The sequence below is a fragment of the Pseudomonas sp. HY2-MNA-CIBAN-0224 genome (assembly GCF_040310285.1).
GTDB lineage: Bacteria > Pseudomonadota > Gammaproteobacteria > Pseudomonadales > Pseudomonadaceae > Aquipseudomonas > Aquipseudomonas helleri.
In genome coordinates this window covers 1-14,687 of sequence record NZ_JBEOPQ010000088.1, presented here as the reverse complement: position 1 = coordinate 14,687, position 14,687 = coordinate 1, and the positions used below count along the sequence as shown (strand labels likewise).

Here is a 14,687-nt window from a genome sequence, read left to right as displayed (position 1 = left end):
CGTCTCGCGATCTTTTAGAAGATCAAAAGATCGCGAGACGAGCTCGCTCCTACACAGGATTTACTCTTTTGGCATGTCCGCGTCGGGCGTTCGCCAGATCAGACGGGTAGTGTCATAACCCTGCTGCTGAGCCTTGCTGAGCAGTTCGTCACGGGTTTGCTGATCGATCTGCGGCTTGCGCGACAGCAGCCACAGGTAGCGCCGGTCCGGGTTGCCGACCAGCGCGGTGCTGTAGCCATCCCCCAGATACAACACCCAGTAATCGCCCTTGGTCGCGCCCGGCAACAGCCTGGACACCCAGTTATCGAACTCGACCCACAGCTTGTCGGTTTTGCCCGGCACTTGCGGGCTGGCGGTGCCCTTGGCCTCTTCCCACTTGCCTTCTGCCGTTCGGCAACGGTTCAACACCGCGACATTGCCGTCAGGTTTGAGGGTGTACTGAGCCTCGGATTGCGCGCAGTTACGCTGGAAGAACATCGGCAACCGCGCCTGCTCATACCACGTGCCCTGATAGCGCTGTAAGTCGACGCTGCCCACCGTGTTCGGTGCCAGCGCGTCGTTGTTGGATGTTGAGCACCCGGCCAGTAACCAGGCAGCCCCGAGGCAAACTAAAAGACGTTTCATCGCAAACGCTCCCTGCGCTTTATTTAAGGCCCTGCCCCGAGAACATCAGCACTTTGTCACCGGCGTATTGCACGCTGATAAAGCTGCTCTTATCGCCCCAGGTACAACTCGACATCCCCAGCGCGCCCGAGCAATCGGTAGGGCTGCCCAGCAGTTGTTCCACCTCGGCCTTGGTCATACCTGCCGACAGTTTGGAGTAGTTTTCTTGATTGACCTTGCTGCAAGCCGCCAGCAACACACAGAACGACAACAACGCCAAAGAACGCAACTTCATGGAAAAGCTCCTGAATAAAAGAATCGGCATCGCTGCCTGCTGCAAGCTTAGAAGAGAAAAGCGCGGGCGGGTTCCCGTGAGTAAAAACGACTGTGGGAGCGGGCTTGCTCGCGATGCATACAACTCGGTCTAACGAATAGACCGTGTCGATGTCATCGCGAGCAAGCCCGCTCCCACAGGGATTGTCGGGTGCAGCCAGGGTTTTAAGCTTTGTGGTACGAGGTCACGCGCGCTACTTCTTCTTTCGAGCCCAGGAACACCGCTACGCGCTGGTGCAGGCCTTCTGGCTGGATGTCGAGGATGCGCTGATGGCCGTCAGTCGACGCGCCGCCCGCCTGCTCCACGAGGAACGACATCGGGTTGGCTTCGTACATCAGGCGCAGTTTGCCCGGTTTGGAAGGCTCGCGGCTGTCGCGCGGATACATGAACAGACCACCGCGGGTCAGGATGCGGTGTACGTCAGCGACCATCGCGGCCACCCAACGCATGTTGTAGTTTTTGTTCAGCGGACCGTCTTCGCCAGCCAGCAATTCGTCAACGTAGCGCTGTACCGGGGCTTCCCAGTGACGCTGGTTGGACATGTTGATGGCGAATTCCTGAGTAGTTTGCGGAATGCTGATGTTTTCGTGGGTCAGCACGAAGCTGCCCATTTCGCGGTCCAGGGTGAAGCCTTTTACGCCGTCGCCCAGGGTCAGAACCAGCATGGTCTGCGGGCCGTAGATGGCATAACCGGCAGCAACCTGTTGGGTGCCTGGCTGCAAGAAGGCCTTTTCATTCAACGGCTCGTTCTGGCTCAGGTATTCGTTCGGGCAACGCAGTACCGAGAAGATCGTGCCGACTGGAGCGTTGATGTCGATGTTCGACGAACCGTCCAGCGGGTCGAATACCAGCAGGTAGGCGCCTTTCGGGTATTTGCCCGGGATCTGGTAGGCATTGTCCATTTCTTCGGACGCCATGCCGGCCAGGTGACCGCCCCATTCGTTGGCTTCGAGCAGGATTTCGTTGGAAATCACGTCGAGCTTCTTCTGCACTTCACCTTGCACGTTTTCAGTGCCCATGCTGCCCAGAACACCACCCAGGGCGCCTTTGGACACGGCGTGGCTGATCTCTTTGCAAGCACGCGCCACCACTTCGATGAGGAAACGCAAATCAGCAGGGGTGTTGTTGCTACGGGTCTGCTCGATCAAATAGCGACTCAGGGTAACGCGGGACATGTAAGGCTCCGAACAATGGGGAGGGGGCGAAAAAACCCGCGCAGTTTAACGCGTGTTGCCGTGCAAATCTTCTAAACAGACTCACAACCGACGGAGAGGCCGGTGCTGAACCCTTAAATCAACTTAAAACAGTAGCCGCTGCCGCAGGCTGCGATAAGGCCCGAAGGGGCTTCGTTGTTAAAAACGCGAGCCCTGCGGACTCGATCGCAGCCTTCGGCAGCGACTACAGGGGTATTACAACGCCTTCCAGATGTCGGTCGCGTATTCTCGAATGGTCCGGTCTGATGAGAACCAGCCCGCCCGTGCGGTGTTCAACACGGCTTTACGCCACCATTCGTCCGGGTTGTGCCACAGGTGTTCAACGCGCATCTGCGCATCCCAGTAGGCATCAAAGTCGGCACACACCAAAAAGCGGTCGTACTCGATCAGAGAATCGACAAAACCGGTGTAACGCGCCGGGTCGTCGTGGGAAAACACCCCGCCGCGTATGGCTTGCAGCACATCATTGAGCCGATGCGACGCCGCCACGTCCGCCGAGGCGTGGAACTCGCCATTGAGCTTGCGGGCTTCGACCTGCTCGGAGGTCAGGCCGAAAATAAACATGTTTTCAGCGCCGATGCGTTCACTCATCTCCACGTTGGCACCGTCCATGGTGCCGATGGTCAACGCACCATTGAGGGCGAACTTCATGTTGCTGGTGCCCGACGCCTCGTAGCCGGCAGTGGAGATTTGCTCGGACAGGTCCGCCGCCGGAATGATGTTCTCGGCCAGGCTGACGTTGTAGTTGGGGATAAACACCACTTTGAGCAGGCCGCGCACCGTGGGGTCGCTGTTGACGGTGCGGGCGATGTCGTTGGCCAGCTTAATAATCAGTTTGGCCTGTGTATAACTGGCCGCCGCCTTGCCCGCGAAGATCTTCACCCGTGGCACCCAGTTGTTGCTCGGCTCTGCCCGAATGGCCTGATACAGCGCCACGGTGTGCAGCAGGTTGAGCAATTGGCGCTTGTACTCGTGGATCCGCTTGATCTGCACGTCGAACATCGCTTCAGGGCTGACCACAACACCCAGTCGCTCGTAGATCAGCGCCGCCAAGGTGCATTTGCTCTGCAGGCGTTGCTCGGCAAACTGTTTGCGGAAGTCAGCGCGCTCGGCAAACGGTTCGAGCTTGATCAATTTATGTTCAGTTTCATCCAGCACATCCTCGCCCAGTGCGTTTTTGAGCATCGCGGTCAGCGGCGGGTTGGCCTGGAACAGCCAGCGGCGGAAGGTCACGCCGTTGGTTTTGTTGTTGATACGGTCGGGGTACAGCTTGTGCAGATCGGCAAACACCGTGCTGCGCATCAGTTGGGTGTGCAAGCCCGACACGCCGTTAACGCTGTGTGAGCCGAGAAACGCCAGGTTGCCCATGCGTACCCGGCGGCCGTTGTCTTCTTCGATCAGCGACACGGCCCGCAGCACGCCAAAGTCGTGGATGCCTTTCTCACGCAGTTGGTCGATGTGGTAGCCGTTGATCAGGTAGATGATCTGCATGTGGCGCGGCAACAGGCGCTCCATCAAGCCCACCGGCCAGGTCTCCAGCGCTTCGGGCAGCAAGGTGTGGTTGGTGTACGACAGCGTGTCGACGGTGACCTGCCAGGCGGTGTGCCACTCAATGCCGTGCTCATCGACCAGAATGCGCATCAACTCGGCGACAGCGATGGAAGGGTGCGTGTCGTTGAGCTGGATCGAGACATGCTCGGCAAGGTTGAGCAAGGTGTCGTGGACGTTCAGGTGGCGGCGCAGCAAGTCTTGCAGCGAGGCCGAGACAAAGAAGAACTCCTGACGCAAGCGCAGCTCTTGGCCAGCCTCGTTGCTGTCAGCCGGGTACAGCACGCGCGAAATGCTCTCGGCCCGCACCACTTCGGCCACCGCGCCCAAGTGGTCACCGGCGTTAAAGCGCCCCAGGTTCAAGTCATGCAGCGCCCTCGCCCGCCACAGGCGCAAAGTGTTGACGCTCGCCCCGCGCCAGCCGACCACCGGCGTGTCGTAGGCGATGGCGCGCACGGTTTCGTTGGGCCACCAGATTTGCCGTGACAGGCCTTGTTCGTCCTGTTTGGTTTCAACCGAGCCGCCAAAGCCTACTGAGTACAGCACCTCGGCGCGCTCAAACTCCCAGGGGTTACCGAAGTCGAGCCAGTTTTCGGTTTGCTCTTGCTGCCAGCCGTCGACGATGCTCTGGCGGAACAACCCGTGCTCGTAGCGAATGCCATAACCATGAGCGGCGACGCCCAAGGTCGACATGCTTTCCATAAAGCACGCGGCCAGTCGGCCCAGGCCGCCGTTGCCCAAGGCCGCATCGGGCTCCAGCAGGCGGATGCGCTCCAGGTCCACACCCAGCTCGGTCAACGCCTCACGTGCGACGTCGAGCAGGCCCAGATTGCTCAGGCTGTCGTAGAGCAAACGGCCGATCAAAAACTCCAGAGACAGGTAGTACACCCGCTTCTGGTCTTTGCGATAAATCTGCCGGGTATGGTCCATCCAGTGCTCGACCATATGGTCGCGGGCGGCCAGTGCAATGGCTTCAAACCAGTCATGGTCAAACGCGTGATCCGGGTCTTTACCCACCGCGTAAGTCAGTTTGGCCAGTACAGCGTCACGAAAAGCCGTTACCTGCGCGTCACGAACAAGCGGTTCCTGGGGCATCGATACAACCTCTGGCGGGATGGAGCGATTAGAAGGACGAGTGGTGTCAGCCTAGACCGTTCGACAGGAACAACGCGCGTTGATTCGGGCTTTTTTTTATTAAAAACAGACGAAATGAACAGCGCCCCAAAACGATGCACCCCGCCTGCTAAACGCTTCAACGCACACTTTGTACAAAAAACCGGCAAATGGTGATTCACTCTGCGATCAACCCCGGTATGATCGCGCGCCCTGATGCACGCTGGAATACACCCCTGATGAAGTCCAACCTGATTGCTGCCGCGGAAATCGACCGTCTCGATACCTGGGCCAAATACTCCGCACCCATGTGCGGCTCCTGCATTTCCAGCTGCTGCACCCTGCCGGTTGAGGTCAAGGTCAAAGACTTGATCCGCATTGGCCTGGTGGACGAATTCGAGCTGGGCGACCCGCCGAAGAACATCGCCAAGCGCCTGCAAAAAGAAGGGATCGTTGAGCGTTTCAACCAGAAGTCAGGGATTTTCACCCTGCAGCGTATGAGCAATAACGATTGCCTGTACCTGGATCGCAAGTCGCGCATGTGCACCATCTACGACAAACGCCCCGACACCTGCCGCAACCACCCGCGAGTAGGCCCGCGCCCAGGCTATTGCGCGTACGTGCCCAAAGCCGTCGAGCGTAAAAACAGCAGCGAACGGCTGATGAATTTTTAAAGCACCTTACTCAAGCCATTTTGTGGGAGCGGGCTTGCTCGCGATGCAGGCAACGCAGACTTTGCTCAATCAACGCGGTGATGCCATCGCGAGCAAGCCCGCTCCCACATTAGATGTCAGCCGTTACACAAAACCCGGACATAAAAAAACGCCCCCGACCGCAAGGTCGGGGGCGTTTTTGTAACCGCTAACTAATTAACTTAGTTTTTGGCCTTTTTAGCAGCGCGGGTACGCTCGCCTTCGTCCAGGATCTTCTTACGAAGACGGATGGACTTAGGCGTCACTTCGCACAGCTCGTCGTCCTGGATGAATTCCAGTGCTTGTTCCAGAGTGAAGCGAACAGGCGGAACCAGAGCGATGGTTTCGTCTTTACCCGAAGCACGCATGTTGTCGAGCTTCTTGCCCTTGGTAGGGTTAACGCCCATGTCGGTGTCACGGCTGTTCAGACCAACGATTTGACCGTTGTAGATCTCTTGACCGTGCTCAACAAACAGCTTGCCGCGTGCTTGCAGAGTTTCCAGGGAGTAGGTCAGTGCCTTGCCAGTTTCAACCGAAACCAGAACGCCGTTCTGACGGCCAGACATTTGGCCCGACTTCATCACGTCGTAACGGTCGAAGATCGAGGTCAGGATGCCAGCACCGTTGGTCAGGGTCAGGAACTGGTTACGGAAACCGATCAGACCACGAGCAGGGATGTTGTATTCCAGACGAACACGGCCTTTACCATCCGGCACCATGTTGGTCAGGTCGCCTTTACGCAGACCCATCTCTTCCATCACCTTGCCCTGAGATTCTTCTGGCAGGTCGATGGTGACGTTTTCGAACGGTTCGTGCTTCACGCCGTCAACCAGACGGATGATCACTTCTGGACGGCCAACGCCCATTTCGAAGCCTTCACGACGCATGGTTTCGATCAGTACCGACAGGTGCAGCTCACCACGGCCAGAAACCTTGAACTTGTCAGCCGAGTCGCCTTCTTCAACGCGCAGAGCAACGTTGTACAGCAGCTCTTTGTCCAGACGTTCCTTGATGTTACGGGAAGTCACGAACTTGCCTTCTTTACCGCAGAATGGCGAGTCGTTTACCTGGAAGGTCATGGAAACGGTTGGCTCGTCAACGGTCAACGGCTTCATCGCTTCAACGTTCAGCGGGTCGCACAGGGTGTCGGAGATGAACAGCGAGTCCATACCGCTGATGCAAACGATGTCGCCTGCTGCAGCTTCTTCAACGTCTACACGGTGCAGACCGTGGTGACCCATCAGCTTCAGGATACGACCGTTGCGGCGCTTGCCGTCAGCGTCGATCGCTACAACCGGAGTGTTCGGCTTGACGCGACCACGAGCGATACGGCCAACACCGATAATGCCCAGGAAGCTGTTGTAGTCCAGTGCCGAGATTTGCATCTGGAACGGACCGTCACGGTCTACAGCTGGCGCAGGTACGTTGTCGACGATCGACTGGTACAGCGGGGTCATGTCTTCAGCCATGTCGGTGTGGTCAAGACCAGCAATACCGTTCAGAGCAGAGGCGTAAACCACTTTGAAGTCCAGCTGTTCTTCGGTAGCACCCAGGTTGTCGAACAGATCGAAGATCTGGTCCAGAACCCAATCAGGACGCGCGCCCGGACGGTCAACCTTGTTGATAACCACGATTGGACGCAGGCCGGCTTCGAAAGCCTTCTTGGTCACGAAACGGGTTTGCGGCATAGGGCCGTCTTGAGCGTCAACCAGCAGCAGAACGGAGTCAACCATCGACATTACGCGTTCTACTTCACCGCCGAAGTCGGCGTGGCCCGGGGTGTCCACGATGTTGATGTGGTAGCCGTTCCAGTTGATGGCGGTGTTTTTCGCCAGAATGGTAATACCGCGCTCTTTCTCCTGGTCGTTGGAGTCCATCACGCGCTCGTCGTTGAGCTCGCCGCGCTCCAGAGTGCCGGATTGGCGCAAGAGTTTGTCTACCAGGGTGGTTTTACCATGGTCAACGTGGGCGATGATGGCGATGTTACGTAGATTTTCGATCACTTGTGTATCTCGATCAGAGGATTCGGTGTGCTGACAGGTCGTGGCAGCGATTAACAGTAGAGTCAGGCCTTGCCGTTACAACTTGACGGTGGCGTCGGGGGGCCGGTGACGCAGGCCACAGGCAAACAGCCCCGGGCTCTTAGCTCGGTCGATAAACGCGCACATTGGCATGTCCCTCACTGAGCAAATGGTGAGCATGCAGGCGACTCATCACGCCTTTGTCGCAATACAACAGGTACTGACGTGTTTCATCCAGTTCCTTGAAGCGGCTGTTCAATGCATAGAACGGCAACGCTTGTACTTCGATGCCAGCCAGTTCCAGCGGTTGATCCTCTTGGGCATCCGGGTGACGGATGTCGATGATGATCTGGCCCGCCAGCACTTCGCTGACCTCTTCGACTTGCAAGTCCTGGCCCAATTCGTCGATCACCCGATCGATCGGCACCAGTTTGGCCCGCTCAAGCGCACGCTCAAGCACGGCCATATCAAACTGTTGTTCTTCGTACTCCACACGCGGACGCTTGGCGTGGGTCTTGGGGTTGACCGAAATCACCCCGCAATATTCAGGCATGTGCTTGGCAAAATCGGCGGTGCCGATCTCGTTCGCCTGATCAATGATGTCTTGCTTGTGGCTGGCGATGAGCGGGCGCAAAACCAGCTTGTCAGTCACGCAGTCGATCACCGACAGGTTAGGCAAGGTCTGGCTGGACACCTGGGAAATCGCTTCACCGGTGACCAGTGCATCAATTTCGAGGCGGTCCGCAATACGGGACGCAGCGCGCAACATCATACGCTTCAAAATGACGCCCATATGACTGTTGTCGACTTTGCCGAGAATTTCACCCAGCACTTCTTCAAACGGCACGCTCACAAACAGCACGCGCTGCGAGCTGCCGTACTTCTTCCAGATATAGTGCGCGACTTCCATCACGCCCAATTCGTGGGCACGCCCGCCGAGGTTGAAAAAGCAGAAGTGGCTCATCAGGCCGCGACGCATGATCTGGTAAGCCGCCACGGTGGAGTCGAAACCACCGGACATCAACACCAGGGTCTGCTCCAGCGAGCCCAGCGGGAAGCCGCCAATGCTGTCGTGCTGGCTGTGAATCACAAACAACCGTTGGTCGCGAATTTCGAAACGGACTTCGATTTCCGGCTTTTTCAGGTCAATACCGGCCGCGCCGCATTCACGTCGCAGCTTGCTGCCGACGTATTTCTCGACTTCCATCGAGGTAAATGGGTGCTTGCCGCCGCGTTTGCAACGCACTGAAAAGATTTTGCCGGCCAGTACATCGCCGTAGTGCAGTTTGCACTTCTCAACGATGTCATCGAAGTCGCCCAGCGGGTACTCGTCGACTTGCAGGAAGTGCGCGATGCCCGGCATGCAGCTCAGGCGCTCGGTCATCTCCTTCAAGGCTTTGGGGTCGCTCACACGGGTTTGCAACTCAATGTTGTCCCACACGCCTGTCACTACCACGGCCGGGTCCAGATCGCGGAGCACAGCACGGATGTTTTTAGCCAATTGACGGACGAAACGCATCCGAACCGGGCGGCTCTTGATAGTGATCTCGGGGAAGACTTTAACAATTAGTTTCATGAAAACAGCGCGCGAGCAGCCTGCCAAAAAAGGGGGGCGCGGATTATAGCGGAAATTGCTCAAGGTTTAACCAGTTATCGTACAAACGGTTTTCATCGCACCAAAATGGAACACAAACCCCTTATTTCGCTTCATTTGAGTGCGATTAGGGCCGTGAATCCGTAGTCTTGTGGGCTGCCCTGCTTGAGATTGGGGCAAGTCGGGGCACTGGCATGCAATTTGCTCCCTTGTGAGGCAGGTTGCCTTGGCCGAGTATTCGCGCCGGCATCAACCACATTTAAAGGGCTACTCCACTACCAGCCCTAAGCCACCCCGGAGGACACTATGTCGAAGTCGGTTCAACTCATCAAAGATCATGACGTTAAATGGATTGATCTGCGCTTCACTGACACCAAGGGCACACAACATCACGTGACCATGCCGGCCCGTGATGCGTTGGACGAAGACTTCTTCACCGACGGCAAAATGTTCGACGGTTCCTCCATTGCTGGCTGGAAAGGCATCGAAGCGTCCGACATGATCCTGCTGCCAGACGACAGCACGGCTGTTCTGGACCCGTTCACCGAGCAGCCTACGCTGATCCTGGTGTGCGACATCATCGAACCTTCGAGCATGCAGGGTTACGACCGTGACCCGCGTGCAATCGCCAAACGCGCTGAAGAGCACCTGAAAGCGACCGGCATCGGCGACACCGTATTCGCAGGCCCGGAGCCAGAGTTCTTCATCTTTGACTCGGTCAAATTCAAGTCGGACATCTCCGGCTCGATGTTCAAAATCTACTCCGAGCAAGGTTCGTGGATGTCCGACCAGGACATCGAAGGCGGCAACAAAGGTCACCGTCCAGGCGTTAAAGGCGGCTACTTCCCGGTGCCACCGTTCGACCACGACCACGAAATCCGTACCTCCATGTGCAGCGCACTGGAAGAAATGGGCCTGACCGTTGAAGTTCACCACCACGAAGTGGCGACTGCCGGCCAGAACGAAATCGGCGTCAAGTTCAACACCCTGGTGAAGAAAGCCGACGAAACCCAGACCCTGAAATACGTCGTGCACAACGTTGCCGATGCATACGGCCGCACCGCGACCTTCATGCCTAAGCCTCTGTATGGCGATAACGGTTCGGGCATGCACGTTCACATGTCCATCTGGAAAGATGGCAAGAACACCTTCGCAGGCGAAGGCTATGCCGGCCTGTCCGACACCGCCCTGTACTTCATCGGCGGCATCATCAAGCACGGTAAGGCCCTGAACGGCTTCACCAACCCGGCAACCAACTCCTACAAGCGTCTGGTTCCAGGCTTCGAAGCCCCTGTAATGCTGGCTTACTCGGCGCGTAACCGCTCCGCTTCGATCCGTATTCCTTACGTGTCCAGCCCTAAGGCTCGCCGTATCGAAGCACGTTTCCCGGACCCGGCTGCCAACCCGTACCTGTGCTTCGCTGCACTGCTGATGGCTGGCCTGGACGGCATCCAGAACAAGATCCACCCTGGCGACGCTGCTGACAAAAACCTGTATGACCTGCCGCCAGAAGAAGCCAAGCAGATCCCACAAGTGTGCGGCAGCCTGAAAGAAGCCCTGGAAGAGCTGGACAAAGGTCGTGCGTTCCTGACCAAAGGCGGCGTTTTCAGCGACGACTTCATCGACGCTTACATCGCCCTGAAAAGCGAAGAAGAAATCAAAGTACGTACCTTCGTACACCCACTGGAATACGAGCTGTACTACAGCTGCTAATCCAGACTCACCCGCGCTAGCGGCGTGATGTGAAAGGCCTCCTCCGGGAGGCCTTTTTTATGCGAAACGTCTTACGGCAATACGCGCAAACTCGCAGAACATATCTCCTGCGCCTGACAGCCACTTTAGAGCGCGATCTGTAGTTTGAGGCAACTCACCCTACGGACGCCGACATGACGCTCACTCTTAAAATAAAAGCCCTGCTGCTATCACTGGCCTGCCTGACGTTGTTGGGATGCACCAGCAAAACGCCTGGCGTCACAGTCGAGCAATTGATCAAAACCAGTGAATCCTGGGATGGTGCACCTTACGCCCCCTATCCTCTTGGACCGCCTGAAATTACCGTTCTCAAAATCATCATCCCGGCCAATACCGCACTCGGTTGGCACACACATCCCATGCCCAACGTGGCTTACGTGAAGTCGGGTGAGCTATTTGTAGAAACCCGGGACGGCAAACACAAACTGTTGCTCAAGCCCGGCCAGGTTCTACCCGAAGTGGTGCAAACAGAACATCGTGGAACCAGCGGTAACCAGCCCGTTGAGCTGATCGTGTTCTATGCGGGCGGTAAAGGCATGCCACTGTCGCAGTAATCGACTGGTGCGCTACTTTTTTGTAAGCCTCTGCGTGCTCGCACTGCCCGCGAGCGCGCAGGTGTACAAACACCTCGACGATCACGGCACGACTCACTACAGCAATACACCCCATGAGCCGTCAAATACCACGCCGATGACACTGGCGCCACTTAACCGCCAACCTGCTGTGGCAATTATCCCCGTCGACAACCCACAACACCTGCTGCCCGAGCAAGAACCCGCCGGCAGTTTTCCAACTGCCACACCCCCGCCGCCTCCCCCCGCAAACCCGAACATCGGCGCTTTTGAGAGAAACTGAATCTATTCAGCCAAGTTGCACTATATTGGTGCAATAGCTGCACGATGACGCCGTTACCAGCCCACTTTGGTTCAAAAAGCCTCATTGGCCGAGCCGGTACGCGATCCAGATGGCCTCCAAGTCCCTATTTCAGGCAATTAGCGCTTCTTTTCGGAGCCTTGGTTTGTTTTTTGCATTTTCCTTGCACCAGCGCCTCACCCGCGCACGCAATCCGGGATCGGCCCATGACCATCAGTGATGCCCTGCACCGACTGTTACTCGACAACCTGACCACCGCCACGTTGTTGCTCAATGACGCACTGCGCCTTGAGTACATGAACCCGGCGGCGGAAATGCTGCTGGCCATCAGTGGGCAGCGCAGCCATGGGCAATTCATCAGCGAACTGTTCACCGAGACCACCGAGGCTCTGCAATCGCTGCGTCTGGCGGTTGAACAAGCGCACCCGTTTACCAAGCGCGAAGCGTTGCTGACCTCAGCCACCGGCCAGACCCTGACCGTCGATTACGCGGTCACGCCAATTTTGAGCACCGCAGGCACCATGCTGCTGCTCGAAGTGCACCCACGCGACCGGTTGCTGCGCATCACCAAAGAGGAAGCGCAGCTGTCCAAGCAAGAAACCAGCAAGATGCTGGTGCGCGGCCTGGCTCACGAAATCAAAAACCCGCTGGGCGGCATTCGCGGCGCGGCGCAACTGTTGGCGCGCCAACTGCCCGATGAAAACCTGCGTGATTACACCAACGTCATCATCGAAGAAGCCGACCGCCTGCGTAACCTGGTGGACCGCATGCTGGGTTCCAACAAGCTGCCGTCGCTGGCCATGACCAACGTGCACGAAGTGCTCGAACGCGTGTGCAATCTGGTCGAAGCCGAGACCCAGGGCGACATCACGCTGGTGCGCGATTACGACCCGAGCCTGCCTGACCTGCTAATCGACCGTGAACAGATGATCCAGGCCGTGCTCAATATTGTGCGCAACGCGATGCAGGCCATCAGCGCCCAAAACGAGCTGCGCCTGGGCCGCATCACCTTGCGCACCCGGGCCATGCGCCAGTTCACCATCGGCCATGTGCGCCATCGGCTGGTGACCAAAATTGAAATCATCGACAACGGCCCGGGCATCCCGCCTGAGCTGCACGACACCCTCTTCTTTCCGATGGTCAGCGGACGCCCGGATGGCACCGGGCTGGGTCTTGCCATCACCCAGAACATCATTAGTCAGCACCAGGGATTGATCGAGTGTGAAAGCCAGCCTGGCCACACACTCTTCTCGATCTTTCTACCACTGGAACAAGGAGCCGCATCGACATGAGCCGAAGTGAAACCGTGTGGATCGTCGACGACGACCGTTCAATCCGTTGGGTCCTGGAAAAAGCCTTGCAACAGGAAGGCATGACCACGCAGAGCTTCGACAGCGCCGATGGGGTGATGAGCCGTCTGGCTCGTCAGCAGCCGGACGTGATCATTTCTGACATCCGCATGCCGGGCGCCAGTGGCCTCGACCTGCTGGCCAAGATCCGCGCACAGCATCCGCGCCTGCCCGTGATCATCATGACCGCGCATTCCGACCTGGACAGCGCTGTCGCCTCTTATCAGGGCGGCGCGTTTGAATACCTGCCCAAGCCGTTTGACGTTGACGAGGCCGTGTCGCTGGTCAAGCGTGCCAATCAGCACGCCCAGGAGCAACAAGGCCTGGCCGTGGCGCCCGCAGCGGCCCCCACCCCCGAGATCATTGGCGAAGCGCCGGCGATGCAGGAGGTGTTTCGCGCCATTGGTCGCCTCAGTCACTCCAACATCACCGTGCTGATAAACGGCGAATCCGGCACCGGTAAAGAGCTGGTCGCCCACGCCCTGCATCGCCACAGCCCGCGGGCGGCTTCGCCCTTTATTGCGTTGAACATGGCGGCGATCCCCAAGGACCTGATGGAGTCCGAGCTGTTCGGTCACGAAAAAGGCGCCTTTACTGGTGCGGCCAACCTGCGTCGCGGGCGCTTTGAACAAGCCGACGGCGGCACGTTGTTCCTCGACGAAATCGGCGACATGCCAGCCGACACCCAGACCCGCCTGCTGCGCGTGCTGGCCGACGGCGAGTTTTACCGGGTAGGCGGGCATATTCCGGTCAAGGTCGACGTGCGCATCATTGCCGCGACCCACCAGAACCTCGAAACCCTGGTGCAGGCCGGCAAGTTCCGTGAAGACTTGTTCCACCGCCTGAACGTCATCCGTATCCATATTCCGCGTTTGTCAGATCGTCGCGAAGACATCCCGACGCTGGCGCGGCACTTTCTCAGCAGCGCGGCGCAAGAGCTGTCGGTCGAGCCAAAACTGCTGAAAGCCGAAACCGAGCAATACCTGCGAAACCTGCCGTGGCCAGGCAACGTGCGCCAGCTTGAAAACACCTGCCGCTGGATCACGGTAATGGCTTCGGGCCGCGAAGTGCACATCAGCGACTTGCCCCCTGAGTTGCTGAACCTGCATCAAGACGCGTCGCCGGTGACCAACTGGGAGCAAGCGTTGCGGCAATGGGCCGATCAGGCGCTGGGCCGTGGCCAGTCGAGCCTGCTCGACAGTGCGGTGCCGACCTTTGAACGCATCATGATCGAGACAGCGCTCAAACACACCGCTGGCCGCCGCCGCGATGCCGCCGTGTTGCTGGGCTGGGGCCGCAACACCCTGACCCGCAAGATCAAAGAGCTGGGCATGAAAATCGACGGCGACGAGGATGACGGCGACGACGCTTAAACGCCGTTATCTGTAGGAGGGGCCGCGCTGTCGCGCAGCAAACAGGCCGCCGAGTATCTTCAGCATCCCCCAATCGGTTCCCTCTCCTTCGGGAGAGGGCTAGGGTGAGGGGGCTCTTGTTTTTATGTACATATCCATTGCTGGGGCAACGGCCACTTAGGGTTCCGGCCTTACGCCGTGCCACTTTGAAAAGCGCAAAGTGGCCAAACGCTTTTTGCCCC

Annotated in this window: 12 protein-coding genes; 6 read left to right on the top strand and 6 right to left on the bottom strand. The window is 57.9% G+C overall.

The features are described from left to right. Nucleotides 1-60 precede the first annotated feature (60 nt). The 4 genes from AAEZ03_RS24240 to AAEZ03_RS24225 form a co-directional block, all read right to left on the bottom strand. Nucleotides 61-624, bottom strand: a complete 564-nt coding sequence (locus tag AAEZ03_RS24240) for a lipocalin family protein (RefSeq protein ID WP_048386447.1) — start codon at nt 622-624, stop codon at nt 61-63. Between the two features lie 19 nt (nt 625-643). Next, complete coding sequence (gene bamE / locus AAEZ03_RS24235) at nt 644-898, bottom strand: outer membrane protein assembly factor BamE domain-containing protein (RefSeq protein ID WP_048386449.1); 255 nt, start codon at nt 896-898, stop codon at nt 644-646. Between the two features lie 203 nt (nt 899-1,101). Then, on the bottom strand, nt 1,102-2,112 hold the full coding sequence (locus AAEZ03_RS24230) for a class 1 fructose-bisphosphatase (protein ID WP_262123320.1): 1,011 nt from the start codon (nt 2,110-2,112) through the stop codon (nt 1,102-1,104). A gap of 234 nt (nt 2,113-2,346) precedes the next feature. After that, nucleotides 2,347-4,794 (bottom strand): glycogen/starch/alpha-glucan phosphorylase, encoded by a 2,448-nt coding sequence (locus AAEZ03_RS24225; protein ID WP_048366774.1) that lies wholly within the window; start codon nt 4,792-4,794, stop codon nt 2,347-2,349. A gap of 254 nt (nt 4,795-5,048) precedes the next feature. Between AAEZ03_RS24225 and AAEZ03_RS24220 the strand changes: the two genes are divergently transcribed. Beyond that, nucleotides 5,049-5,486, top strand: a complete 438-nt coding sequence (locus tag AAEZ03_RS24220; RefSeq protein ID WP_048366966.1) for a YkgJ family cysteine cluster protein — start codon at nt 5,049-5,051, stop codon at nt 5,484-5,486. Between the two features lie 200 nt (nt 5,487-5,686). On the opposite strand, the gene typA is transcribed toward AAEZ03_RS24220, so the two are convergent. Both typA and thiI read right to left on the bottom strand, forming a co-directional pair. Further along, entirely contained in the window at nt 5,687-7,507 is a 1,821-nt protein-coding gene (typA, locus tag AAEZ03_RS24215; protein WP_048366775.1) for a translational GTPase TypA, read from the bottom strand. Between the two features lie 139 nt (nt 7,508-7,646). Continuing rightward, the gene (thiI, locus tag AAEZ03_RS24210; protein WP_350582123.1) at nt 7,647-9,101 is read right to left on the bottom strand and encodes a tRNA uracil 4-sulfurtransferase ThiI; all 1,455 of its coding nucleotides are present in this window, start codon (nt 9,099-9,101) and stop codon (nt 7,647-7,649) included. Between the two features lie 324 nt (nt 9,102-9,425). On the opposite strand from thiI, the gene glnA reads away from it, so the two are divergent. From glnA to ntrC, 5 genes are all read left to right on the top strand, one after another. Beyond that, nucleotides 9,426-10,832: a type I glutamate--ammonia ligase gene (gene glnA, locus AAEZ03_RS24205; protein ID WP_048366777.1), complete on the top strand. Its 1,407-nt coding sequence runs from the start codon at nt 9,426-9,428 to the stop codon at nt 10,830-10,832. Nucleotides 10,833-11,005: 173 nt separating this feature from the next. Next, nucleotides 11,006-11,425, top strand: coding sequence for a cupin domain-containing protein (locus AAEZ03_RS24200; protein ID WP_123751034.1), 420 nt, complete (start codon nt 11,006-11,008; stop codon nt 11,423-11,425). Then, complete coding sequence (locus AAEZ03_RS24195) at nt 11,391-11,726, top strand: DUF4124 domain-containing protein (RefSeq protein ID WP_153334317.1); 336 nt, start codon at nt 11,391-11,393, stop codon at nt 11,724-11,726. The genes AAEZ03_RS24200 and AAEZ03_RS24195 overlap by 35 nt, the downstream gene beginning before the upstream one ends. 224 nt (nt 11,727-11,950) lie before the next feature. Further along, on the top strand, nt 11,951-13,036 hold the full coding sequence (gene glnL, locus AAEZ03_RS24190; protein WP_048366779.1) for a nitrogen regulation protein NR(II): 1,086 nt from the start codon (nt 11,951-11,953) through the stop codon (nt 13,034-13,036). Continuing rightward, a complete protein-coding gene (gene ntrC / locus AAEZ03_RS24185) occupies nt 13,033-14,466 on the top strand; it encodes a nitrogen regulation protein NR(I) (protein WP_048366780.1) in 1,434 nt (477 codons plus the stop codon). Before glnL ends, ntrC begins: the two co-directional genes overlap by 4 nt. Nucleotides 14,467-14,687: the final 221 nt, after the last annotated feature.